This window comes from Bartonella sp. AC10YNML, assembly GCF_042196825.1.
Taxonomy (GTDB): Bacteria; Pseudomonadota; Alphaproteobacteria; order Rhizobiales; family Rhizobiaceae; genus Bartonella.
Map to the genome: position 1 here is coordinate 1 of NZ_JBHIRA010000004.1, position 23,496 is coordinate 23,496.

The 23,496-nt window shown below is 35.0% G+C and carries 19 protein-coding genes and 1 tRNA gene; 8 read left to right on the plus strand and 12 right to left on the minus strand.

The window, feature by feature from the left end; all coding sequences use genetic code 11:
- Nucleotides 1-158: 158 nt before the first annotated feature.
- A tRNA-Met gene (locus ACFINA_RS03235) sits at nucleotides 159-235 on the minus strand.
- Nucleotides 236-394: 159 nt separating this feature from the next.
- Here ACFINA_RS03235 and ACFINA_RS03240 point away from each other — a divergent pair.
- Together ACFINA_RS03240 and ACFINA_RS03245 are read left to right on the plus strand one after the other, a co-directional pair.
- Nucleotides 395-1,351: a Gfo/Idh/MocA family protein gene (locus tag ACFINA_RS03240; RefSeq protein ID WP_375606925.1), complete on the plus strand. Its 957-nt coding sequence runs from the start codon at nucleotides 395-397 to the stop codon at nucleotides 1,349-1,351.
- Nucleotides 1,352-1,400: 49 nt separating this feature from the next.
- A complete protein-coding gene (locus ACFINA_RS03245; protein ID WP_375606926.1) occupies nucleotides 1,401-2,519 on the plus strand; it encodes a DegT/DnrJ/EryC1/StrS family aminotransferase in 1,119 nt (372 codons plus the stop codon).
- 314 nt (nucleotides 2,520-2,833) lie between these two features.
- Here ACFINA_RS03245 and ACFINA_RS03250 read toward each other — a convergent pair whose 3' ends face one another.
- Genes ACFINA_RS03250 through ACFINA_RS03260 form a run of 3 tightly spaced genes read right to left on the minus strand, consistent with a single transcriptional unit; the run spans nucleotide 2,834 to nucleotide 4,100 of the window.
- Nucleotides 2,834-3,100, minus strand: coding sequence for a hypothetical protein (locus tag ACFINA_RS03250; RefSeq protein WP_375615067.1), 267 nt, complete (start codon nucleotides 3,098-3,100; stop codon nucleotides 2,834-2,836).
- Nucleotides 3,090-3,476 (minus strand): hypothetical protein, encoded by a 387-nt coding sequence (locus ACFINA_RS03255; protein ID WP_375606928.1) that lies wholly within the window; start codon nucleotides 3,474-3,476, stop codon nucleotides 3,090-3,092. Before ACFINA_RS03255 ends, ACFINA_RS03250 begins: the two co-directional genes overlap by 11 nt.
- Nucleotides 3,477-3,503: 27 nt before the next feature.
- Complete coding sequence (locus ACFINA_RS03260) at nucleotides 3,504-4,100, minus strand: DUF1134 domain-containing protein (RefSeq protein ID WP_375606929.1); 597 nt, start codon at nucleotides 4,098-4,100, stop codon at nucleotides 3,504-3,506.
- 214 nt (nucleotides 4,101-4,314) lie between these two features.
- Here ACFINA_RS03260 and chpT point away from each other — a divergent pair, with 214 nt between their 5' ends.
- Nucleotides 4,315-4,953 carry a histidine phosphotransferase ChpT gene (gene chpT / locus ACFINA_RS03265; protein ID WP_375615068.1) on the plus strand — a complete coding sequence of 213 codons (639 nt, stop codon included), beginning with the start codon at nucleotides 4,315-4,317 and terminating at the stop codon, nucleotides 4,951-4,953.
- Between the two features lie 221 nt (nucleotides 4,954-5,174).
- On the opposite strand, the gene ctrA is transcribed toward chpT, so the two are convergent.
- Complete coding sequence (gene ctrA, locus ACFINA_RS03270; protein ID WP_375606931.1) at nucleotides 5,175-5,876, minus strand: response regulator transcription factor CtrA; 702 nt, start codon at nucleotides 5,874-5,876, stop codon at nucleotides 5,175-5,177.
- Between the two features lie 563 nt (nucleotides 5,877-6,439).
- Between ctrA and ACFINA_RS03275 the strand changes: the two genes are divergently transcribed.
- Complete coding sequence (locus tag ACFINA_RS03275; protein WP_375606932.1) at nucleotides 6,440-6,826, plus strand: flagellar export protein FliJ; 387 nt, start codon at nucleotides 6,440-6,442, stop codon at nucleotides 6,824-6,826.
- 139 nt (nucleotides 6,827-6,965) lie between these two features.
- On the opposite strand, the gene ACFINA_RS03280 is transcribed toward ACFINA_RS03275, so the two are convergent.
- Nucleotides 6,966-7,241, minus strand: a complete 276-nt coding sequence (locus ACFINA_RS03280) for a DUF1153 domain-containing protein (RefSeq protein WP_273790817.1) — start codon at nucleotides 7,239-7,241, stop codon at nucleotides 6,966-6,968.
- 404 nt (nucleotides 7,242-7,645) lie between these two features.
- On the opposite strand from ACFINA_RS03280, the gene mnmA reads away from it, so the two are divergent.
- Nucleotides 7,646-8,869 (plus strand): tRNA 2-thiouridine(34) synthase MnmA, encoded by a 1,224-nt coding sequence (gene mnmA, locus ACFINA_RS03285; protein WP_375606934.1) that lies wholly within the window; start codon nucleotides 7,646-7,648, stop codon nucleotides 8,867-8,869.
- A gap of 280 nt (nucleotides 8,870-9,149) precedes the next feature.
- Here the strand turns inward: mnmA and ACFINA_RS03290 are convergent, their stop codons facing one another.
- Nucleotides 9,150-9,959 (minus strand): TrmH family RNA methyltransferase, encoded by an 810-nt coding sequence (locus ACFINA_RS03290; protein ID WP_375606935.1) that lies wholly within the window; start codon nucleotides 9,957-9,959, stop codon nucleotides 9,150-9,152.
- Nucleotides 9,960-10,714: 755 nt separating this feature from the next.
- Here ACFINA_RS03290 and ACFINA_RS03295 point away from each other — a divergent pair.
- Nucleotides 10,715-11,623: a cation diffusion facilitator family transporter gene (locus ACFINA_RS03295; protein ID WP_375615069.1), complete on the plus strand. Its 909-nt coding sequence runs from the start codon at nucleotides 10,715-10,717 to the stop codon at nucleotides 11,621-11,623.
- Nucleotides 11,624-12,916: 1,293 nt separating this feature from the next.
- Here the strand turns inward: ACFINA_RS03295 and ACFINA_RS03300 are convergent.
- A complete protein-coding gene (locus tag ACFINA_RS03300; protein ID WP_375606937.1) occupies nucleotides 12,917-13,756 on the minus strand; it encodes an N-acetylmuramoyl-L-alanine amidase-like domain-containing protein in 840 nt (279 codons plus the stop codon).
- 547 nt (nucleotides 13,757-14,303) lie between these two features.
- Between ACFINA_RS03300 and ACFINA_RS03305 the strand changes: the two genes are divergently transcribed.
- Nucleotides 14,304-15,524, plus strand: coding sequence for an MFS transporter (locus ACFINA_RS03305; RefSeq protein ID WP_375606938.1), 1,221 nt, complete (start codon nucleotides 14,304-14,306; stop codon nucleotides 15,522-15,524).
- An 872-nt stretch (nucleotides 15,525-16,396) separates the two neighbouring features.
- On the opposite strand, the gene carA is transcribed toward ACFINA_RS03305, so the two are convergent.
- Nucleotides 16,397-17,593 carry a glutamine-hydrolyzing carbamoyl-phosphate synthase small subunit gene (carA, locus tag ACFINA_RS03310; RefSeq protein WP_375615070.1) on the minus strand — a complete coding sequence of 399 codons (1,197 nt, stop codon included), beginning with the start codon at nucleotides 17,591-17,593 and terminating at the stop codon, nucleotides 16,397-16,399.
- Nucleotides 17,594-17,851: 258 nt separating this feature from the next.
- Between carA and ACFINA_RS03315 the strand changes: the two genes are divergently transcribed.
- Nucleotides 17,852-18,304, plus strand: a complete 453-nt coding sequence (locus ACFINA_RS03315; protein ID WP_375609255.1) for a GatB/YqeY domain-containing protein — start codon at nucleotides 17,852-17,854, stop codon at nucleotides 18,302-18,304.
- A gap of 676 nt (nucleotides 18,305-18,980) precedes the next feature.
- On the opposite strand, the gene ubiC is transcribed toward ACFINA_RS03315, so the two are convergent.
- The 3 genes from ubiC to ACFINA_RS03330 all read right to left on the minus strand — a co-directional run bounded on the left by ubiC (nucleotide 18,981) and on the right by ACFINA_RS03330 (nucleotide 23,453).
- On the minus strand, nucleotides 18,981-19,487 hold the full coding sequence (gene ubiC / locus ACFINA_RS03320; RefSeq protein ID WP_375606941.1) for a chorismate lyase: 507 nt from the start codon (nucleotides 19,485-19,487) through the stop codon (nucleotides 18,981-18,983).
- Nucleotides 19,488-20,640: 1,153 nt separating this feature from the next.
- Entirely contained in the window at nucleotides 20,641-20,892 is a 252-nt protein-coding gene (locus ACFINA_RS03325; RefSeq protein WP_375606942.1) for a GlsB/YeaQ/YmgE family stress response membrane protein, read from the minus strand.
- Nucleotides 20,893-21,761: 869 nt separating this feature from the next.
- The gene (locus ACFINA_RS03330) at nucleotides 21,762-23,453 is read right to left on the minus strand and encodes a Na/Pi cotransporter family protein (protein ID WP_375608216.1); all 1,692 of its coding nucleotides are present in this window, start codon (nucleotides 23,451-23,453) and stop codon (nucleotides 21,762-21,764) included.
- Nucleotides 23,454-23,496 lie beyond the last annotated feature (43 nt).

The following is a 23,496-nucleotide window of genomic DNA, read 5'->3' on the forward strand; positions in this document are numbered from 1 at the left end:
CCTTTGAGAACACCTTTAAAACTCTTTGAAAAAAAATGAATTGGTACAAAACCTAGTGGCAAAATATACAAAACCTGCTGGCAAGCTACACTTTGAAAAAAAATGAATTGGTACAAAACCTAGTGGCAAAATATACAAAACCTGCTGGCAAGCTACAATGGTAGCGGAGGAGGGATTTGAACCCCCGACACAAGGATTATGATTCCTCTGCTCTAACCTACTGAGCTACTCCGCCAAAACAGATATATTACTGTAAACTATTTCATCTTTTGCGGATATAAGGGGTAGAATAGTAAGATGTCAAGCATCGTTTTGAAGCTTTTTTCTTGTTATTTTATTTTATCCTCGATATGTAAGTGTAGTTTTATATGATAAAGTAAGGTAAGGCGTAAAAATGGTGCCACGTGTAGCGGTTTTAGGATGCGGTCATTGGGGTGGAAATCATATAAAGACACTTCACTCTCTTGGGGCTTTAGCAGCAGTTTCTGATATTGATAGTGATCGTGCTGCCAGTTTTGCAACACTGTATGGTGTGGAGATTATTAAACCAGATGATCTTTTTGCTCATAGAGATATTGATGCACTGGTGTTGGCGCTGCCTCCACAATTTCACACGCAAAATGTGCTGCGTGCTGTTAAAAATGGTAAAGATGTTTTGGTGGAAAAACCAATAGCCTTGAATGTTTCTGATGCTAAACGCCAAGTTCAGGAGGCTGAGGCCTATGAGCGAGTTTTTATGGTGGGCCATATTTTGCGTTTTCATCCAGCTTTTGAAAAAATGTGTGAATTGGTGAAAAACGGAGATGTGGGAGATGTGCGATATATTTATTCTCATAGATTAGGCTTTGGAAAATTTCACACACACAGTGATGCTTTATGGGATCTTGCCCCTCATGATCTCTCAATGATTTTGGCATTGACAGGATGTGAACCTTCCGAAATTCGTGGTGAGGGCGCTGCTGTCGTTGATCAGATTTCTGATTTTTCTCATATTCATATGACTTTTCCAAATGGTGTGCGTAGTCATCTTTTTACTTCACGCTTGAGTTCTTATCGTGAGAGGCGTTTAATTGTTGTTGGAACAAAGGCTATACTCGTTTTTGATGATATGGAACCGTGGAGTCGTAAATTGGCAATGCACCATTTTGCCGTTTGGAAAGAAAATCAAGAGTGGGCTTTTAGCATGGATGAGCTGAATTACATTGATGTTTGTGAAGATTTGCCGCTTACTTGCGAATTACGGCATTTCCTTCATTGTATTGAAACGCGTCAATCGCCTCGTACAAATGGTGATGATGCTATTGCGGTTTTACGGATTTTAACAGCTGCTGATATCAATTATGATAGATAAAAGAGATAGGTAGCGCTTTTGCATTCTTGTGATGATCAATGGAGTTAATATGCAATTCATCGACCTTGGGGCGCAGCGTGCGCGTATTGAAGATAAAATTAATTCTGCAATTGCGCATGTAGTCGCTAGTGGTAAGTATATTTTGGGGCCAAAAGTAACAGAATTTGAAGAGAAATTGGCAGAATATCTTGGCGTTAAACATGTGATTGCATGTGCTAATGGAACAGATGCTTTGAAGATGCCTCTTATGGCTAAAAATATTGGTCCAGGGGATGCTGTTTTTTGTCCTAGTTTTACGTTTTCTGCAACGGCTGAAGTGGTTGCTTTGGTGGGGGCTAAACCTGTTTTTGTTGATGTTTTACCTGATACATTCAATATTGATGTTGAAAAACTTTCTCATGCAATTGAAATGGTAAAAAAAGAAGGACGTCTAAAGCCAAAAGCTCTTATTGCTGTTGATTTGTTTGGGCTGCCTGCTGACTATGTGCAAATTGCTCAAGTAGCAGCAAAGGAAAATCTTTTTGTGATTGAAGATGCTGCACAATCTATGGGCGGAAGAAGCGGTAATACTATGTGTGGTGCTTTTGGTGATGTAGCGGCCACAAGTTTTTATCCTGCAAAACCATTAGGATGTTATGGTGATGGAGGTGCTATGATGACCAATGATGATCATTTGGCAGAACTTTTACGTTCTATTTTGTTTCATGGTAAAGGTGAAACGCAATATGATAATGTCCGTATTGGTATGAATTCGCGCTTAGATAGCATTCAAGCTGCAATTTTATTAGAAAAGTTTGTTATCTTTGAAGATGAAATGCAAAAGCGTGTAGAAATTGCTCAACGTTATTCCGATGGCTTAAGAGATATTGTTACAGTTCCAGAAATAGGAGAAAATATTCGTTCTGCTTATGCACAATATACGATTAAGGTAAAAGAACGTGATAAACTAAAAGATTTTTTACAAAAAAATTATATTCCTACAATGGTTTATTATAAAACTCCTTTACATAAACAGCCTGCTTATAAACATTTTCCTTATGTCACAGATTCTCTTTCTGTTTCAGAGTCTTTAGGAGATTGTGTTTTAAGTTTACCCATGCATCCTTATTTAACGCAGAATGATCAGGATATGATTATTCAGAAAATAAAAGACTTTTATTATTCTTGAGAGAGTTCTTTTATCTTTAAAAATATGTAAAAGCTTTATGAATGGATCCATTTTAGAAAATATTTTTATTAGAGTGTGTGGCAAATGTTTTTAAGTATAATTGTCTGGACTCATGAAATGTTGTCTTTTAGGGCGGTGATATGATCAGCAAGGAGAACCAGCGAGACAAGAAGATGTTTTTTTTACAAAACGGCGTGGATTTAAGAAAATTTGTTCTTTCGTTTAGTGAGAAAGCCACGTTTAATAAAAAATATTTCGGTTATGAGAGCTCTTTGTTGATTTCACTCTTCATTTAAGGTGTTTTTAAAGACAACTTATTTAAGGGGGACTTGGGAGAGAAGCTTTATTTTTTGGCGAATACGTGATGCTAGGTCATTTTTGCTTTTGGATTTTTGAATCAATGTGTTGATGGGTGATGTATTCCCCTCTTGTAGTGCTATGTGAGCTGCCAATGTTGCTGCAAGTTCTTTTGTTTCTTCTCGGAGTTCTTCTAGCAGTTGCTGGTTAGCGGTCATGTCCAGCTCATGAGTTTGGATTTTTTGTAAGCGTTGCTGATAGTGTGCGACTTTTTCACGCATCATTTGTCTTTCCTTTGGAAGTGTGTAGTGTGGCGATATTTTGTTTGATTGCTATCGCTTCTTTGGTGAGAGTATCTTTTGTGGGGAGGCATAGCCGATAAAATTGTTCTGTTACTTGGCTCAGTTGTATTTTTTGTTGGACATATTTTTTTTGCAAAAATTCGTACTTTTTTTGGTTGTTTGCTAATTCTACAGCATGTTGTGCACGAAGAAAATCGTGATTTGCTTCTATTTCCGCGAGTGATAATGGCATTTTCGCACAAACATCTTTATACGCAAAATGAACGGCTTTACGCCAAATAAAAGGAGATAAAAGCACCAGTAACCAGGAAGTAAAAGCAACTCCAAGTATAAAAAAAAGAAATGATTGAATAAGCATAATACCCCTTTTCAAATAAGAAACCGTTTAAAACGGATTCCATGTCGGTTTAGGTGTTAATTTTAAATATCCTATATTGATACCAAGGCGAGCGCCGACTCCTGTACGTATTGGGATTAACAAGGTATTATGGTATTTGAGGACATGAAAACCAACACCTGCAATTAAATAGGCCGAACCTGAAATACCTCCATAGCGTCTCCATAAATTATTTATGCCATTAAGATTGTAAACTAAGATCATTAAACGGGAGCCTTGTCCGCCAAAATCCCATCCTACTGAGGGACCTTGCCAAAAAACTTTATGTTGACCATAGCTTTTGGTAAAAACCATTCCTTCGCCATAGGTTAATCCAGCAAAAAAGGCACCAGAAGCTTCTTCTCCTAAAATATAGGCATTGGGATAACCGTATTTTGAAAAAATATTTTGAATTGCAACAGCCAGACCACTGGCTGTTTTTCCAAAAAAGATATGACCAGAATCAATAATTTCTTGGAGTGAATAATGAGGTTCGTTTTGCTCTATTGGTTTTAGTCGAGCTTGTGTAGTGTTTATGGTGATGAATAAAAGGAAGATTAAAGATATAATATTTTTGTACCAGTATTTGAGCAGAGAGAGAGCCATAGAGTTTTCTCCTTTTATTAGTGATAAACAAAAAGATAATATTAGAATTTTCATTCTATTCAAATAAAAAATAAGATATAAGGTTATTTAAATTCTTGAATTTATTTCTAAATTTTTTAGCATGATTGTTAATGTTTCCTATTATGCATCAGATGTTAAGAGTTTTTCTTTAAAATAAAGTTTGTTTTTTTGAATCTAGGAGTTTTCAATCATTATGACGTTAGATATTTTTTTGAAGCCTATGGATCTTGCTGCTTTGCTTTGTAGTCGTATTTGCCATGATTTGATTTCACCTGTGGGGGCTATTCAAAATGCAATGGAGCTTTATGATGAAGGAGGAGCTGAAGAAGATGCTTTACAATTGGTGCGTTTATCCGTTGCGAGTGCTGCTGCACGTCTACAATTTGCGCGATTAGCTTTTGGTTTTGCTGGTGCAAGTGGAGGACAAATAGATACACGGGCTGCAGAGCAGGTTGCTCAGCAATATATGAAAGAAGAAAAAGCAACTTTAAAATGGCAAACTTCTTCTTTATTGTTAGCAAAAGATGAAGTTAAACTTTTGCTTAATTTATTATTGATTGCAAACGCAACAGTTTCTCGTGGTGGTGAAATTGTTGTTATGATTTTGCAAGAAGAAAATAAACGTTCTTTTCGATTTGAGATTTTCGGTAGAACTCTCCGTATACCCCCTCACTTTCTTGCGTTATATCATGGAGAAGTTCAAGAAGAGCTTGTTGATGCACATGTCATCCAATTTTATTACACAATGTTGCTTGCTCAGATGACAGAGATGAAAATAAATATTGATGAAAGTGATGGTTGTATTGTTTTAGAAAGTGTAAAAAAGCTTTGAATAAGAGAGAAGCGCTTAAGCTGTGTTGGGAAAAGTGGCTTCGATTGAACTTATGAGTGATAAGGTTATATGTGTAAATTGGGTGTGGTTACTTCTTAAGCTTTAAGCGCTTTCTATATGAGATTTTTTGTGTGCGAGTCTCTACTTTTAAAAGAGAAAAGATCTCGGAAAAAATCTCGGCCCGCTACACTCCGAGATTTTACAATGTGCATGTTCACTGCTTAAGCGGTTTTTCGTACGTTCTCTTCAACTGGATCACGTAATACATAACCACGTCCCCAAACTGTATCAATGTAATTTACACTGGAAGAGACTGCTTCCAATTTTTTCCGCAATTTACAGATAAAAACATCGATAATCTTTAGTTCTGGTTCATCCATTCCACCATAGAGATGATTGAGAAACATTTCCTTGGTAAGGGTGGTACCTTTGCGTAAAGAGAGAAGCTCTAACATTTGGTATTCTTTACCGGTTAAATGAACAGGGCGCCCTGCAACTTCGACAGTTTTTGTGTCAAGGTTAACGGTGAGATCTCCGGTAACAATAACCGATTGTGCATGCCCTTTTGAACGACGAACAACTGCATGGATACGTGCAATGAGCTCATCCTTATGAAAAGGCTTCGTCATATAGTCGTCTGCTCCAAAGCCAAAACCACGAACCTTGTCTTCAATGGCATTCATACCAGAAAGGATTAGGACAGGAGTTTTTATTTTTGCCAACCTTAGAGTCCGCAAGACATCATACCCTGACATGTCAGGCAAATTCAGATCAAGCAAAATGATATCATAATCATAGAGTTTTCCCAAATCGATACCTTCTTCACCCAGATCAGTGATATAAACATTAAAGTTAGCCGACTTTAACATCAACTCAATGCTTTGAGTAATTGCTCTATCATCTTCAATTAATAATACGCGCATTTTAGATCCCTCACTTTGCTCCTTCACGAATCATAAGGAGCATTTCTATTTTATATCAGTTAGCAAAACCACTGTTATAAAAACAATTCATTAAATCAAACACTTATAACAAAGCGTTTATGAACATTTCAGTAGTACGCGTAACAATCACTACTAAATTCCCCACTATCCATGATAGTGGTTAACAAAATATTTTTATTTTTGAAAGAGGCTACAAAATTATTTTAGAAAAATCCTATATTTTTTAACATAATAAAAAAGGAGGACTTTTTTATAAACTTTAACTTAAAAAAAAATTGTAAAAGAGCTTTATAAATTACTTTTTTACAATTTCAGTGTTTATTTACTGAGCTTTAAACCTCTTCAGTTTATAATGGGGGAAAAGTTAAAGAAATAGTTATTACTCTTTAAAGCAGATTGTATTTTCAGATGCTTTAATGAAAGGCAGAAATTATTATAATTTCAAGTTAATAGACTGTTTTTGTCGGATAGATATATAACTAAAAGATATTTATTGGGTGTAAATGCGAGTTTTGAGTTGGCGCAATCAAGGAGTAGTGAGTATGAAGCCACGAGAAAATATGGTGCGATTGAGGATGTTTCAAGTGCGTGGAAAGCGCCGTGAAATTGCACAGCTTGAGATGATGATCGCAGAATTTGAACGAATGGTGTTAGAGTTGGAAGCACAGATTACTCATGAAGAACGTAAATCTGGAAACAATGATGTTCACCATTTTGCTTATTCTGCTTTTGCGCGTGCAGCGCGGCAAAGACGTGATAATCTGATCAATTCAATTCGTGATTTAGAACTTCAAAAAACAAATGCTGAAATTGCTCTCCATGAAGCTAATACAGAGCTGCAACGTGCACAGCTTTTGGAAGCACGAGAAAAGAAGATTGCTGCGGATGATAAGGATATTTTGATTCAATCTAATTCAATGGTTGGCTAATTTAATGGCTGGATGATAAAAGCAATTATTGAAAAATCCATTCTTTCAGGTTTATCTTTTGGATATAGTATAAAACAGCCAAACTTTTATCAAGTTTAGCTGTTTTATGGATTGCTTTATGTTATTAATCAATGGCAACTTAATGCCTGTAGTGTTGAATCTTGGTTGTTCGTAATCCCGCTAAACCGTGTTCATCGATTAAACTTTGCCATGAAAGAAATTCTTCTACAGTCAAAGTATAACGGTGGCACGCTTCGTCAAGACTTAATAATCCACCTCTGACAGCCGCAACAACTTCAGCTTTGCGACGAATCACCCAGCGCCGTGTTGTTTGCGGCGGTAGGTCGGCAATTGTAAGCGGACTTCCATCTGGCCCAATAACATATTTCATTTGTGTTTTTATCAAGTTGCTCATTCGTATCCTCTACCTTTAGTCAAGGACTTGATTCGTTTATAGAGCATGAAATTTAAAAAAGAGCTAAAAGCGCTGAAAGAAAAAATTAATAAAGTGATTGGGTATGTAAAAAGAAGCTCAAGTTGAAGTGTTAGAAGAGATTCTTGCAATATTTTACTGGATTTTTCAAAAGAGAAAAAAGGTTTTCTAAAAGGATTTCTCCTAAACAATTACCATTATGCCTTATTTCCATCATTCTTTTTTTGTTTGCAGCAGCTTTTTAGAATGTGATGCTATGGTTGTGGAAAGGATAAAAAAACAATATAAAGAGCAATTAATAGTATAAAAGTGGCAAAGAATGCGCATCAGAATATTAATAATAGATGGGTATCCATTAAAGAGAGCATTAAATAGAGAATGAATACATGTTTTTAAACAGCCTTGATTTACCAGGACAACCTGAGGATTCTCGCATTGTTGTTGCAATGTCGGGGGGGGTTGATTCATCGGTTGTTGCAGGTCTTTTGAAAAAGGAAGGGTATAATGTTATTGGCATTACGTTGCAGCTTTATGATCATGGGGAAGCAACGCATCGGGTGGGGGCGTGTTGTGCAGGACAAGATATTGAAGATGCTCGTCGCGTCGCAGAAACACTAGGAATACCGCATTATGTTCTTGATTATGAAAAGCGCTTTCGCGAAGCTGTTATTGATCCTTTTGCAGAAAGTTATGCTCATGGAGAGACCCCAGTACCATGTATTGCATGTAATCAAACGGTTAAGTTTGCTGATTTATTAGCAACGGCACGCGAATTGGGGGCAGATGCTTTGGCTACGGGACATTATATTCGTTCGCGTTCCCACGGAGCGCATCGAGCACTCTTTCGTCCTCTCGATAATGATCGTGATCAGAGTTATTTTCTCTTTGCAACGACACAAGAACAGATTGATTATTTGCGTTTTCCACTTGGTGACCTTCCAAAAGCCCGCGTTCGTGAAATGGCAGCAGAAATGGGCTTTGTGGTTGCCAATAAGCATGATAGTCAGGATATTTGTTTTGTTCCACAAGGAAAATATTCAGATGTTATCGCAAAACTGCGTCCAGAAGCAGCTAATCCTGGCGTTATTGTCCATATTGATGGAAAGATTTTAGGTAAACATTCGGGAATTGTTAATTATACTGTTGGTCAACGTCGTGGTATTGGGGTGTCAACGGGTGAAGCGCTGTATGTGATTTATCTCGATGTGGAAAATGCACGTGTTATTGTTGGACCGCGTGAAATGTTAGAAACGCATAAGCTTTTTTTACGTGATGTGAATTGGCTTGGTGATGAACCGTTAGATAATTTCCCTTCTCAAGGTATTGAGGTGGCTGTAAAGGTGCGTTCAACGCGTCCTCCTCACCTTGCGCGCTTACATTATAAAGAAGGTATTTTTTCCGTTGATCTGTTGGAATGTGAAAATGGTGTGGCACCAGGGCAAGCTTGCGTTCTTTATGATGGAAATGGTCATGAGGCGCGTATTCTTGGGGGAGGATTTGTAACACATTCAGAACGTGCGGCCGATACTGAAATGATGTTGAAGCGCGTTTTATGCAATCTTGAAACAAAAGATTCTGTTTCCTCAGAACTAAAAACAACAGCTTTATAAAGCATAGTGAATTGATTTATAATGATATTTTTTAATCTTAAACTTGAATGAGAGACTTCCGGAAAATTTTCTCATTGAAAGTTTATTTTATGATTGAATCCATCAAAATTATATCTTCTGCATTTCATAAGCGGGGTTAGGGTGTGGAAAATGATTATAAAGAAAATGTGAAAATGTTTTTTATCAATGTTTTCAAAGGCTAGGGAACGGTAATATTATTGGAGACTGGTAGATAACACACAACATTGGATATGTTCTATAACTTGAAGTGTTATCATCTTTAGGGGTCAAAGTTAGTAAAATGGGCAAGTGCAATACCTGAGGCTGTGGCAACATTAAGGCTGTCAAAACCGTCAGTCATGGGAATACGTAAGGTGTTTGATTGTTGTAGTATATGGGGTGGTAAGCCATCGCCTTCTGTTCCAAAAATAAGTGCTATTCTTTTGGTTTTGTTGGCTTGTTTGAGAGTGTGTGAGGCAGAAGGGGAGAGTGCATAAAGATGAAAGTTTTCATCGTTTAGAGCAGCTATAATGTCATCTATATCAGCGTTTTGCGTATAGGGTACTTTTAAAGCAGCGCCGGCAGAAACTCTTATTGATTTGCGATAAAGTGGATCGCATGAGGTTTTGTCGACAATAATGCCATTACTGGCAAAGGCTGCTGCATTACGAAAAATTGATCCCATATTATCGTGATTCGAGATACCACATAAAACAAGAATCAAAGCTTTTTCTGGAAGATATTGTAAAAAACTTTGTAAGGATGGCAGTATTTTGCGTTTACCAATACCCAGAACACCACGATGAACATGGAAGCCGGTGATATTATCCATAACTTTTTGTGGAACGCAATAAATGGGACATAGGGGCTGTGTTTTTTCTAAAAGCGGTAGAAGTCCAGAGAGACGGTTTGCTACGATGAGCAGTGAGATGGCAGAAAACTCTTTTGAGTGTAGTAATGCGGACAATGTTACTTTGCCTTCAGCAATAAATTGATGTTGCCGTCCAACAAGATCTTTTTCACGGATATTATGATAGGCTTTTAGGCGTGGATCATCTGTTTCATTGATTGTTATGATATTCAAATGCATGGCGAGATTTTTAATGTTTTTTTCTTATGATTTCCAGATATTTGAATTTGTTTTATTTTAAAAAAAAGAGATAAAAAAATATTTTTTAAAACTTATGGTAGAATTTGTATTGACAATATACAACCATAGGTATACTGTAAAAGTACTGATACGGAATCATATATTTTTCTTGTATCGGATGCAGTGTCTTGGGTCCCCGCTATTTCCCAAGTTCTGTATGCCCTTAATTTCTAAGGGAAAAGAATCTGGGTCCCCAATGCCCAGATTCTTTTTTTTTGAGGGTAATCATTGTTCTTCTTTTTATATCTAAATTTTTTAGTAAATCATATTTTAAAATCCAGTTGACCTGTAAGGTTACCGTAGAGTGCTAAGATATTTTTTCTAAGGTGCAAAGATGGCTTATAATGCACATCATAAGACTAAAAAAATGCATGATTATGATAGATTTGAGCAAAAACAAGTTTTTCGTTTATGAGAAGTGAGATGGCTTTAAGTTATTCAGAAAACGATTAATAATGAAGGTTATGTGTTTGATTGCTCTTGGGAAAGCTCTTCTTTCTATTATTTTCTCTCTTCTTTATTTATTGGTGCTGTTCGTGTAACTGAGCAGTTTTTACGATAATAATGGTGAGCTGAAGCGTTTATTGTATGATGAAGCTTCTGTAATATTGAGGAAAGATCGTCGTTATGCCAAAAGTATAATGATATGGTTGAAAATATTAATTCCCTATTTCGTGAAGAAAAGGATGAGGTTCATGGATGTAAAAATCAATATACAAAGCTTAACTTTATACTCTATTTTTATTGCGTGTATTGTTTTTGCTTTGAAATATTGGGCATATCACATCACAGGTTCGGTTGCACTTTATTCTGATGCATTGGAATCAATCGTTAATATCCTTGCATCATTGGCAGCATGGTGGGCTGTTAAAGTGAGTATGAAGCCAGCAGATCATGATCATCCCTTTGGGCATCATAAAGCGGAATATTTTTCCGCAATTCTTGAAGGGGTACTCATTATTATTGCGGCAATTGTTATTTTAAGAGAAGCATGGATAGCTCTTTCGACCGTTAAATTGTTGCAGAAACCTGGAATATGGCTTGCTATTCATCTTATTGCAACTGTCATAAACTGTATGTGGGGAATGGTTCTTATTGGGCAGGGAAAACTCCATCGCTCACCGGCTCTTAAAGCTGATGGAGTACATTTTATAACAGATGTTTTTACGTCGCTTGCAATTTTAATTGGTTTGATTGCCGGTTTTGTCGGAGGATGGGGAGCTTTAGATCCAATTTTAGCGATAATCGTTGCCGTTAATATTCTCTTACAGGGCTGGAAGGTGATTAGAAATGCTGTTCAGGGATTAATGGATGTTGGTGTTGAATTGAATGAAAGCATGCGGATTCGGGAGCTGATTTCTGCAAATGCATCGGGTGCGCTTGAGGTCCATGATTTGCGGACGCGTGTTGCTGGGAGGGTTACTTTTATAGAGTTTCATTTGGTTGTGCCTTCTGTAATGCAGGTAGGAGAAGCACATAAAATTTGTGATAAAATCGAAGCTGTTCTTCAAAAAGAATTTGATAATGTACGTATTTCTATTCATGTCGAGCCTGAAGATGAGGCAAAATTGCCTCCCGGTACAACGGTAATCCCTTTTATATAAAAAGATTTTTCAAATTGTCTGTTATGTTAGACTGTTTTTTTATGATGGGGTGATTCATATCTCTCGAAAATACAATGATGCTCTTTCGTTGATTTAATTTTTGCATTAATCAAGTATACAAGGTTAAACAGAGTATTTAAGGCAAGATTTATTCTATGTCGTTAAAACACTGCCATTTAAGGTGTGGTGAGATAAGGCATATAAAGTTTGATCTATTAAGTGTTTCTAGAGTATGGAGTAAATATTCAAAATAGGATTTGCCGGTGTATTCTTTTGTAAGTGAATCTCATGAAATGGTTAGCAGCTTAAATTCACTTAAGAAAACGGATTGTTTACAGACTGTCAGGAGTAGATGTTTCATTGCTTAGGGAGAAGAGGAGTGAAGCCTTCGTAATAAGTTTAATGAGATTTAATTGTAAATTTTATATAAAAGTTATGAATAGAATTTTAAAGTTTGTGATCATAGATTAATCATCATTATTGTTGCTAATAAATGTGTTGTTTTATCGATACAATGTGTTCTGTTTTGAGTGTTCTTTATTACATGAAGGATAGGGACACATTAAAGAATGAAAAAACAAAAAATAATGCCCATATCTCTACTCTTTAAAGGATATTATTGTCGTTGCTGTAGAAAATCGCAAAGCTGGACTAAAGAATGATGCTAAAGATAGAGACTGGTTTTTAATTGATACTTTCATATTTTTATTTCAATCTGGCATCAAAATTTTACAAGGACTCGTACAGTACTGGTGCATTTTGATCATAAATATGCTGCTATATCAGGGCTATTTTAATTTATAGACAACAACAAAAAGAAAAGACTTTATAAGGAAAACAATGCTATAAAGTCAAAAATTTATACGCAATAAATTAGAGAGGTAGATCGAATTTTTATAAAATACTTTATAGACAATAACCAAACATATCTGGCTTTACTTTTACTTATATTTACAAACATTCGTTTGTGTATTTTTCGTTATATTTGTAAAGATCAGATTAGCTGTAATCTATAGATAACTTTTGGTTGAGAATATGAAAAGAAAGCGTGATACTATAGTAGAGTTTTTTCTGTCTTTATCTTTCAATAAGTAAAAGTGATTACAAATTCGTAATTTCTCCAAAAATGATTTTGTCATACCTATAAACAAAGTTAGATCAAAACGACTTTTTTCTCTTAAAACTGTAAACAAATATATTGTATCCGGATAGCTTGAACGAAGTTAGATGTTTGCCGGAATAACGACAGTATATATTTTAAGAATAGAGAAGATATTCCATATCGCTATGATGTTATTCAAGGGCTCTTAAAACGACGATTCCTGGTGTTTTTGCAACATAATCCATAAAAGGGGTATCGACGACTTTTTCATTTTCTTTGTGTGAAGGAGCATGTCGTAACATTGGCCCTTTATCTGTCATGATAAAGAAACTTACATGTGTTACATCCAATCCAGCAAGTTTTGCATAAATGCCAATGAAATCCCCTGATTTTAAACGGCTTATAACCTCTTCATTAATAAAGTTACTTGGAATATACGTTATTGTGCGTTTCACAACTGGAAGTCCAGGAAGATAGCGTCTATCATCAGCTTTTTTATTGAGATATTTTTCTACGCTGACTGCATGAGGACTTATTTCAGCGGTAATATCAGTGGCGAGTTTATATTCTCTATAAGCCCAGTCTGTAAAAAAATGTTTTCGGTTTAAAAAGTGAACATTACCCTTAATGTAACGCGTTTTTATGATGTTATTTATGAATTCTTTTGGGGTTGTTGATTTGCGCAATGCTTCAATATAATCCATACAAATGAAGTTATCTAAGCTTCTAAAATCAATAATCAGTTTTTCTGGTGTATTTTCTGAGCCATGTAACATATGGGCTTTGTAAGGTGTTCCTAAAAAAGCTTCAGAAAGAAAGTCAATCATGGCTCCTTTTTCGTGATCATTTATTTCTGAACGTTTTTTGAGAAGAGCATTTAATTTATTTAAAGTATAGGGATCTAGCTCTACGCTGGTTGTTTGTTGTGTTTCTATTTTATTTTCTATCCCCCCCTCTTGTGAATAAGAATTTTCGACATCACGTCCTATCACTAACATTAAAGTGATAATTAATAGGGATATTTTTCGCATTTTATACACCATTTTTGAATTTAACAGTTTATGGACAACACGTACTAAAAGAACTGTTTTCTTATGCTTATTAGCATTTAAATGTAATAATAACATATAATCTTGATTTATTCAATAAATATAAACAATTTTTACAGTATTAATATATTTTTACTATGATTATTAAAGTTTTAAATGATTATATGGTATTGATGTATCTAATAGAGTTTATGTTTTAAAAATTAGCAGTATGATAAGTGATAATAATGTATTATAAAATTAATCATAATATCTCCAAAGTTATTTTAATACTCTATGTTTTACTATTAATTATTCATGATTTATTATCATAAATATTTTTTCATTTAATATAAAAGATATTCTTATATTTTGATAATGATATATCAAGTAAAAAATAATTTTATATTTTTATCTTGACTCTTTTTGTAATTTTTACTTTGTTATTATATTATATGTAAAAAATATACGGTATAGAATACTTTTAAAAGGAAAAGGGAGTTAAAATAGAGCGGGGGAGTCATTGTATGCGTAAAATAGTGTGTATGTTATGCAAGACCAAATGCTCAATCCGAAATTTGTTCAGCGTGGGCTCATTTTAGTGTTCATCACTTTATTGTTAGATATTCTTTGTATTGCGATCATTTGTCCTGTTTTGCCTGAATATTTTTCTCAGTTAACTGGAAAAGATGTCAGTGCATCTTTTGTAGAAAGAGGAAAATTACTTGCTGCTTACTCAGTGATGCAGTTTTTGTTTGCTCCTGTTATTGGTAATCTCTCTGATCGTTATGGTCGTCGTCCTATTTTGCTTGTCTCTATTATCTGCTTTGCTCTTGATAATCTCATATGTGCTATAGCATGGAGCTATTCTATGTTATTTATCGGGCGTCTTTTATCGGGGATAAGTGGCGCTAGTTTTGCAACTTGTACAGCTTATCTTGCCGATATATCCGATGATAAAACCCGTACGCGCAATTTTGGTCTGTTAGGCGTTGCATCCGCATTGGGGTTTATTTTAGGATCGTTTATTGGTGGTTTTTTAGGTCAGTTTGGTCCGCGTATTCCGTTTTATTTTGCTGCTGGTTTTTCACTCATTAATTTTATTTTTTCTTGGGCTATGATTCCAGAAACTCTTTCTTTATGGAATAGGCGCTTTTTTGATATTAAGCGGGCAAATCCCTTAGGTGCTTTTTGGCACCTGAAACAATATCCGATGGTTCTTTGGGTATTATTGGTCTTTTTTCTTTATTGGTTTGCGGAATCTGTATGGTTAAGCATTTGGGCGTTCATTGCAAAAGAACGCTATGATTGGAGTTCTTTTTCTATTGGGATCTCCTATAGTGTTTTTGGAATAGGCCAATTTATTGTAGTCGCTCTCATTTTGCCTTATTTTTCTAAACGATGGAGTGATTGGCATATTGTTATAGTGGGGCTTTTGTTTGCCTCCGTTGCTATGCTGGGCTATACATTTGCGACGCAGGGGTGGATGGTTTATATGGTTTGTGCGTGCACAATGCTTGAATATCTTGTTCAGGCACCTATACGTGCTATTGCTTCAGCGCAGGTACCAACAAATGTACAAGGAGAACTGCAAGGAGCAATGACATCTGTTATTTCGTTAAGTTTAATATTTGGTTCTGTTTTTTATGTGTTTCTCTTTGAATGTTTTACAGATAAAAATGCACTGTTTTATTTTTCTGGTGCTCCTTTTATAGGAGGTTTTTTGCTTCTTGTCATTGCAACGGTCATTTTTGCCTTGCGGGTACGTTAATGTGTTGAGAGGGGCTGGTATGTACTATTTTGCTAGAGAATGCACAAGATAAACAAAATGTATCATTTTATAGGCAGAAAGTTTTTTGTGTTATTTGTTTCACAAAGTGTTGTATAAAATATCGATATATCCTTTTCATTTAGTGAAAATAGTTTTTTTTATTTTGTCATATTGTTTGTATAGGGGAGCCCGTATTTTTTCTATTGCTTGCAAATTAATATTCAGTGCTAATGCAGCAGCATATTGAAAACAAAGATTAAAATGTATCTGAGTTAGATGTATCAGTATTGTATGAACAATTCCAAATTTTATAGGGCAAATTGGAAGTAAAATATTGCTTATATTTGTTGGCATTACTTCTAAAATCAAAAGAAAACCTCATTTTGGAAGAATATAAAGTTGTAAAATTGAAAAGATTTTTTCTGTTTTGCTATTACTTTTTTATTCGGCTTTACAGTTTTCAAAACCATCTACGGCAATATCTTTTAAAAAGTAGAGATTTGTTGCATTGCCTCACAATTTAATTTTTTTATTCTTTAGTAGGAATTATACTTCTCATGCACAATATAATTCTTAAAATTGTATTGTGAATCCAATATTTATTTGAAGGTTAGACACTTTACTCTTTTTAAAAATAGTTTTTATCGACACACTTATCTTGCTTGGGGGGGGAAAAGCCAATGATTTTGATGGATACGACCTTAAGAGAAGAGGAATGAGAAAAATTTAAGCTATTCAGTGCGCTCTTTTTAGTTTCAGAATGATAAATAAGAATATTTATTCAATAAGTTGTAGGTATAAAAATAATATAATTGTGCGTAGGAAGATAATATAATTTAAAGGAGAGAAGCTAAAAGGTGAGGCTTTTTATTTTAAGATATTTTTTTATAATTCATAATGAGATCACTAAAATGCTGAAAGAGGTAGTGGCTATCTTGTGGTCCCGGAGAAGCTTCGGGGTGGTATTGAACAGAAAAAACAGGTTTTCCAATGATTCGAATACCACAGTTTGAACCATCAAAGAGAGAAATATGTGTTTCTTGAACATGTTGTGGTAAAGAGGTAGAATCTACGGCAAAACCGTGATTCATCGATACAATCTCAACTTTTCCAGTGTTAAGGTCTTTAACTGGGTGGTTGGCACCATGATGTCCTTGGTGCATTTTCACGGTCTTTGCACCAACCGTAAGAGCGAGAAGTTGATGACCAAGACATATTCCAAAAACTGGTAAATTATGATCAATTAATGTTTTGATTGTTGGAACGGCATATTGAGCCGTAGCTGCGGGGTCTCCTGGTCCATTAGAAAGAAAAACGCCATCAGGGTTCATTGCCAGAATTTCTTTTGCAGTTGTGTGGGCAGGTACAACAGTAATGCGGGCTTTTTGTGTTGCCATAAGGCGAAGAATATTGCGTTTAATACCATAGTCAATGGCAATGATATGAAGATTGTGCACATTGTTTGTACCGTATCCTTTATTCCAACTCCATGTTTTTTCATCCCATTGCATTGATGATTGAGATGTCACATCTTTCGTAAGGTCAAGATTGACGAGACCATGCCATTTTTGCGCACGCCTCTTTAAAGAAGGAATATCAAAATTTCCATTAGCATCATGTGCAATGACAGCATTTTGTGCACCTTTTTCACGAATAAGAATTGTGAGCGCACGTGTGTCAATACCACAAAGTGCAATAATTTTACGCGTTTTAAGCCATTGATTAAGATTTTCATTGGCACGGTAATTTGAGGGATTTGTAATGTCTGCCTTGAAAATAGCGCCAACAGCACCATGACAATTGAGAGGAGAGAGATCTTCAATATCTTCGCTATTTGCCCCTACATTTCCTATATGAGGAAAAGTAAAATTAACGATTTGTTGTGTGTATGACGGGTCGGTGAGGATTTCTTCATAGCCTGTGATGGCGGTGTTAAAACACACTTCAGCTTCAGCGATACCTGTAGCACCTGCTCCTTTACCTTCAATAATGGTTCCATCTGCTAAGACTAAGAGGGCTGTAGGTTTTTTGATACTCCAAGGGTGGCTGGGTGAAGTTGTTTGTATCATAGTATGTATCCACAATTTATTCCCTGAAAGGTATAATGATCAACTTTACACAAAAATCATACCTTTAACAGATGCTGTGTATATTATTCTGGTAACGTTTCGCTTGAAGTAGGCAGTATAAGTACATTCAATGAAGAGGTAAAGTCTTGTTTTAGCTTTTCGAAGATCGAGTCCTTAATTATTTTTTTATCCTCCATTGCAAGATGGATAAAGATTGGTTAAAAGGCATCTTCTTCTTGAACAAAATTGGATAAACTTATGTTGCGTAACCAGATTGATGGGGCTCTTAGGGCTGCTTTGAAAGCGCAAGATAGTGCGCGTCTTGCTACACTTCGTTTAATGAATGCTGCAGTTAGGGATCGTGATATCCTTTATTATGATGAAGGGAAGCTAGAAGTGGATGATCAGCAGATACAGTCTGTTTTCACTAAAATGCTTCAACAGCGTGAAGAATTGATGCGAGCCTATAAAGAGTCTGGTTGCTTGGAATTGGCAGAGAGAGGACAAGCAGAAATAGAAGTTATTCGTGAATTTCTTCCCTATCAACTTAAGGAGATGGAAGTAGAACAAGTTCTTTGTGAAGCTTTGGCACAAACAAAGGCTGAAAAATTACGCGATATCGGTAAGGTGATGGCATGGCTTAAGGAACGGTATGCGGGGCAAATGAATTTTTCTAAAGTGTGCAATAGTCTTCGTAAGAAATTGCAATAGATCTTGTTAATTCAAGGGGATTGGAAAATATTTTTTATTGTGCGTCGCCTTTGTAAGTTAGTAGGATGTTAATAAATTTCATTTATTTTGTACACACATACTATTATCAAAAAAATAACTTTTTGATATCAACTAAACTTTTTAGGCTCTCATAGAGCAATGAAACATCTTTTATGTATTATATTTTCTGTTTTTCAAAGCTGTTAGACCATTAAAAAACAAAAATATTATAGAGTTTTTACTTTTTTAAAAAGATCTATTGTCAGCACTGTTAAAAATTTCAAAATAGGATGATTAAGCTAATTGATACAGATTTCCAATTTTGGAGAGTGTATTATTGTCTTTTTTGCTGTTTCAAAGCATTTTTTTGATAAAGAGTTTCCGTATTTTAGAGTGGTGATTATTCAGCAAGAAATTTAAATATAGATGGTTTTATCAATATGGTGTGTATCTTTTTAATTCAAGTACTGGTTTTAATGATAAGAAAATCAAAACTTTAAAACGTTTTTTCTAGGGAAGAGATTTTTAAGTTGAGTTTATGAAATAAAAAGATCTTTTGAAAAGAAGCCTTTGTTTGTAATGTGTTCTTGAGATAATTTTGAAATTCTTTTCTCTGATTAAATCCCTTATAAGCTATATAAAATCTATAAATTATGCAGAATCAAATGAGTAACCTCTATTTGTGGGGATACAGTGGTGAATCTGTTAAAAATAGTTCAGTTAGCAACAATGGCTTATCCGTTAACCGCAAGCGGGAACGACGTGCCCATAGCGCACCTTGTTGACCAATATGAATGTAATCGCGGGTTAATTTGTCATTGTTAAATAAATAATGTCCTAGAGGTACAGTTCCCAAATGCATTAAGGCTTGATTGTGTAGGAGGGTTTCTTGTGGAATTACAGTGCGTCCAAGGAGCCAAGGTTTATTATCTCCCATTAATATGACTTCACGTAGCCAATAACGCGCACTTTCGGGGATATGCTCTGCTTCTTCTGTTAATTTATCTCGCGTAATAAAACATTCGCGTTGTGGTTGAACTTGGAGGCAGGTACAATATTTCTTTAATCGAAGCGTCATTGAGCCCGATTCCATGAGCCAATTGCGAACGTTTTCTGGTATTGGAGGACTTTGATCAGAAAACCACTTTAGAGGTGGTAAGATGGAATCTTCAAGATAAGACATCGTTTTACTCCACAGCTAAAGTCTTATTCCATATGTTATGTTGGGTTAAATAGATAGCTCTATTGTAATACAAGGAGTATAAAAGCAGCAAGATTTTAACAGGAAGATATCAAAGGGAAAATCGAAAGCAAAGGTCTTTAAAAGAAGATATGCAGGAAGTATATATTATAGGATTATTTTCATTTAAAAAAGTAAAATAAAGTATTATGTTTTGTTCAAGGCGCTTTCACAATGTGTTACGGAAATTTCTTTATCGCATGAGAGCAATGGGAAAAATGTTTCGTGCTTTAAAATTCGTTTGTAACACATATAAAGAAGAGCTAAAAATTCATCTATGCAAGATGATATAAAGAGGAAGTTTTAAGAGGAACAAAACTTTATTTTATACTTTAGAAAGTGAAGAGATATTCAAATCTTTTGAATTGAGATGTAAAGGTGATCGTATTCTTTATAATAAAGAAGTTTATATTAATGCATATATTTTTATAAAATTTAAAATATATTATATTGTTAAAATTTTGAAATATTACATCACATAATATGTAGTAATTCTATAATAAAGTTATATTAATATTATTCATGTTTACTTATATATTTTTATTATTAAAAATAAATTAAAAACAAATCATAATTTAAGTGTTATATTTATTTTAGATACTATTTTATTTCACAGATTAGGAAAAATTTCTTTATCATTTTGTTCTTGCCATCTCTCTTTATTTCTTAAGATGCAAAAAAGCTCTTCGAGTTTTTCGGTAAAAAGGGTATTGTTGATAAAGTGTATAGGTATTAAGCATTATACGGTAGAATCTTTAATCATCGTTAGTGATTTTTGTAACCTTATGAATTGTTATTACAGTGAGATAAGCTGGATTTGCGCACGTGGTACAAAAATAAGTTCGTATTTCGTTAAAGTAACGCAACATATCTTTCCTGATATGCGTAAGTTTATATAGGTATGAAATGGTGCGTTATAAAGTTCTTTACTGCATTTGGTTTTATAATACGGTGATGGTGTATGCCTAAAATCGCAGCTTAAGCATCTCACCATCATATCAAAATTGGTAACAACAAGTTACAAGGGAATATTTCAAACTCTGCTAGTTGTTTCCTAGTTTTGTATTGAATCCCCAAAAGTGTAAAAATAGATACTCTATGATCGAATTTTTTCTCCTATCCATATAAGAATACAGGCTCCTATAAAACCTGAAATAAGATAGCCAAGCCAACCAGCAAAACTTACACCTAAAAGACTAAAAAGAAAGCTCGCTAGCGCAGCGCCAATAATCCCTAAGATAATATTTAATAATATTCCTGTTTGGCTTTTCATAATATATTGTGCAGCCCAACCTGCAATCCCGCCGATAATAATAGCTGCAATCCAACCGATGTTTGCATTTTCCATGATACCCTCCTTTGCCTGAATTTAAATTGTAACTAGAGTAAACTTTGTAAAAATCAAGGTTTATTCTTTTTTTACCCAGTGGAAAGGATATTTCTGTTAGAGATTTTACTTATTAATTTCCTTTATATTAAAATAATACTCACATTTATATTATATATAATACTTAATAAGTATAAATTATATAATACATTTTAATTTATAAACAAATTAATTAATTGAGAAATATGAATAAAAGAAGAAAATATTAGTGAAAATGTTTTAAGAATTCATAAAGTGTATTTATAAGCTTTTTAAGCTCTCTTTTACATTTAAAAGACAATTGTGATTAAAGTAATAAGTAAAATGGATATTTAAAAGTTTGGAGCTTGCCAATTGATATCAATGATGTTTAAAATGAAAACTGTTTCGTTGACAGGTTATAGCGTGGCTGTATAGGTTGAACCTCTACCAATCTTGATATAAACATTGCATTTTTGTGGGGTTTTGTATTCCTTATAGAGTATTTCTGTTTCGTTGCTACTGTGAAGCGGTTCCCTTTTTACAAGGTGGGTTTAGATTGCAACTGTCATGCTCTTGACCATCTCTTTATGTTTTGAACAGTTTTGGCTTTGAGATGGTTAGGTATTTTGACGTCTTTCTTCAAGAGTTCTATTCTATATGCCACTTTGTTTGTAATGTGCAAGCAAATGACTTTGAGGAATTCATCATGAGTAGATTTTAAATGGAAGAAATTTACGATGAAGAAAATTCATTTAAAATGTCAAATAGATAAAATATTTTTACTAAATTGATATTTTGATCAAGGTATTTGAATGTTCAAAATTTAATGATAGATGAGATGCATTTCTTATTCAAGTTATTTTAAAATTTTAAGATTTTTCTGTTTGTTCTTCAACAGGGTTGCGTAGACGAGAACTTTGAAGAAGTCCCTGTTCTTCTAAAATGGGGTAGATCATTGAGGTCAAAAGAGAGTTGATTTGTTTGAGGTCGCGCACAGTGTCAAGATGAAGACTGGATGATTCTACATTTTTGAGATCCCCTTCACGCAGACGTTTAAAATGTTTTAAACTCATCTCTTTTTCTAAGTTTCGTAGTTGATCTTTTTTTTGTACCAATAGGTGTGCAGTGTGTGTATCACGTGAGACGAGAACGTTAAATGCTATATGCGCGTTGGCTAGTACAATGGCGTGGAAACGAAGGAGGTCACTCCAGCCCTCGCTGCTGAACTGTAAACCTTTTTGTTGTTTCTTTTTAACCAGCATCAACATATTGTGAATAATGATATCGCCTGCTTGGTCTAATTTTATACAGGCACCTAGAAGTTCTTGCGTTTGAAGAGCTTCTTCGTCAGATAATTTTTGTCCCGCTAATCGTGCAAGATAAAGTTTGATGGCGATATGTTTTTTGTCCAATATGGTGTTGAGTTGGTTGAGTTCACGAATAATATTGGGATCAGGCTTTTCATAAAGTCCCATAATTTTTTCTAGCATGATGTCTACAAGATCACAAATATGAATGACTTCACGCATGACATTCGAGAGGGCGAGAGTTGGGCGTTCAAGAACACTATCATCAAGAGCTGTTTGATCGGATAAATTGAGCGTTTTATCGGTTTGCGTTTTTTTTGCACTTATATTCACGATCTGAGTGGTTAATTTTAAAACCCACTTTGAAAGAGGTATTCCAGCAAGGAGAATGAAAACATTAAAAATGATATGGGCATTAATCACTTGAGTAGGGGCGTTATTGCCAAGCCATGTGATGGGTGGTTGAAAGGAGAGAAATAAGATAAGTATAAGGATTGACCCTGCTCCACGCATGAGTAAATTTCCTAAGGGAACGAGGCGAGTATTAGGAGAGGCGTTGCGCGTTAAAAGTGGTGCTATAAGAGAAGAGCCAAAGTTGACACCAAGAACCATGACAACACAGAGTTGCGTATGGATAAGATCGTAATTGGCAAAATTGACCAGCAAAATGATTCCTGCAATAGATGAATGTAAGAGGTAGGTTAAGCCAGCAGCCAACAAAAAAGTGGAAACAGGATCGGTTGAAAGATAACGAATGATGCTAGGCAAAATTTCGCTTTCACGTAAAGGCTCTGTCGCTGTACTTATCATTTCTAAAGATAAAATCAAAAGACCAATACCGATGATAATACGTCCTATTTGACGCCATTCACGTTTTTCTGTTGTCATGAAGATACAAGTGCCAATTAAAAGACAAAGGGGCACCACAAGTGTGAGATCATAGGTTAGGATTTTTACAACGATTGCTGATCCTAATTCTCCTCCGCGTACAGCCATAAGTCCTGCTACTCCAGAGACAAAACCAGATTCAACGAAAGAGCCAACGAGGAGTGTTATTGCTGTAGAGCTTTGTAAAATCATTGCTGTAAAAAGCCCAAAACTTACGGCAAACAATGGTTTTGAAACGACGTGGCACATTTTATATTTAAGTCTGTCACCATAGGCGCGTTCAACTCCTGTGCGCACCATGCGTGTGGCCCAGAGAAGTAAAGAAATAGCGCCGGCAAGATGAAGGAGTACCAATGAACCATTCATGATACTTTATTCTTTCTTTGTTGTTGTGAATGCGGTTGCCTCA

What these genes read in the sequence shown, in the direction of transcription:
- ACFINA_RS03240 (WP_375606925.1), top strand. Translation starts at nt 395, where the DNA reads ATGGTGCCACGTGTAGCGGTTTTAGGATGCGGTCATTGGGGTGGAAAT.
- ACFINA_RS03245 (WP_375606926.1), top strand. Translation starts at nt 1,401, where the DNA reads ATGCAATTCATCGACCTTGGGGCGCAGCGTGCGCGTATTGAAGATAAA.
- ACFINA_RS03250 (WP_375615067.1), bottom strand. Translation starts at nt 3,100, where the DNA reads ATGATGCGTGAAAAAGTCGCACACTATCAGCAACGCTTACAAAAAATC.
- ACFINA_RS03255 (WP_375606928.1), bottom strand. Translation starts at nt 3,476, where the DNA reads ATGCTTATTCAATCATTTCTTTTTTTTATACTTGGAGTTGCTTTTACT.
- ACFINA_RS03260 (WP_375606929.1), bottom strand. Translation starts at nt 4,100, where the DNA reads ATGGCTCTCTCTCTGCTCAAATACTGGTACAAAAATATTATATCTTTA.
- chpT (WP_375615068.1), top strand. Translation starts at nt 4,315, where the DNA reads ATGACGTTAGATATTTTTTTGAAGCCTATGGATCTTGCTGCTTTGCTT.
- ctrA (WP_375606931.1), bottom strand. Translation starts at nt 5,876, where the DNA reads ATGCGCGTATTATTAATTGAAGATGATAGAGCAATTACTCAAAGCATT.
- ACFINA_RS03275 (WP_375606932.1), top strand. Translation starts at nt 6,440, where the DNA reads ATGAAGCCACGAGAAAATATGGTGCGATTGAGGATGTTTCAAGTGCGT.
- ACFINA_RS03280 (WP_273790817.1), bottom strand. Translation starts at nt 7,241, where the DNA reads ATGAGCAACTTGATAAAAACACAAATGAAATATGTTATTGGGCCAGAT.
- mnmA (WP_375606934.1), top strand. Translation starts at nt 7,646, where the DNA reads ATGTTTTTAAACAGCCTTGATTTACCAGGACAACCTGAGGATTCTCGC.
- ACFINA_RS03290 (WP_375606935.1), bottom strand. Translation starts at nt 9,959, where the DNA reads ATGCATTTGAATATCATAACAATCAATGAAACAGATGATCCACGCCTA.
- ACFINA_RS03295 (WP_375615069.1), top strand. Translation starts at nt 10,715, where the DNA reads ATGGATGTAAAAATCAATATACAAAGCTTAACTTTATACTCTATTTTT.
- ACFINA_RS03300 (WP_375606937.1), bottom strand. Translation starts at nt 13,756, where the DNA reads ATGCGAAAAATATCCCTATTAATTATCACTTTAATGTTAGTGATAGGA.
- ACFINA_RS03305 (WP_375606938.1), top strand. Translation starts at nt 14,304, where the DNA reads ATGCAAGACCAAATGCTCAATCCGAAATTTGTTCAGCGTGGGCTCATT.
- carA (WP_375615070.1), bottom strand. Translation starts at nt 17,593, where the DNA reads ATGATACAAACAACTTCACCCAGCCACCCTTGGAGTATCAAAAAACCT.
- ACFINA_RS03315 (WP_375609255.1), top strand. Translation starts at nt 17,852, where the DNA reads ATGTTGCGTAACCAGATTGATGGGGCTCTTAGGGCTGCTTTGAAAGCG.
- ubiC (WP_375606941.1), bottom strand. Translation starts at nt 19,487, where the DNA reads ATGTCTTATCTTGAAGATTCCATCTTACCACCTCTAAAGTGGTTTTCT.
- ACFINA_RS03325 (WP_375606942.1), bottom strand. Translation starts at nt 20,892, where the DNA reads ATGGAAAATGCAAACATCGGTTGGATTGCAGCTATTATTATCGGCGGG.
- ACFINA_RS03330 (WP_375608216.1), bottom strand. Translation starts at nt 23,453, where the DNA reads ATGAATGGTTCATTGGTACTCCTTCATCTTGCCGGCGCTATTTCTTTA.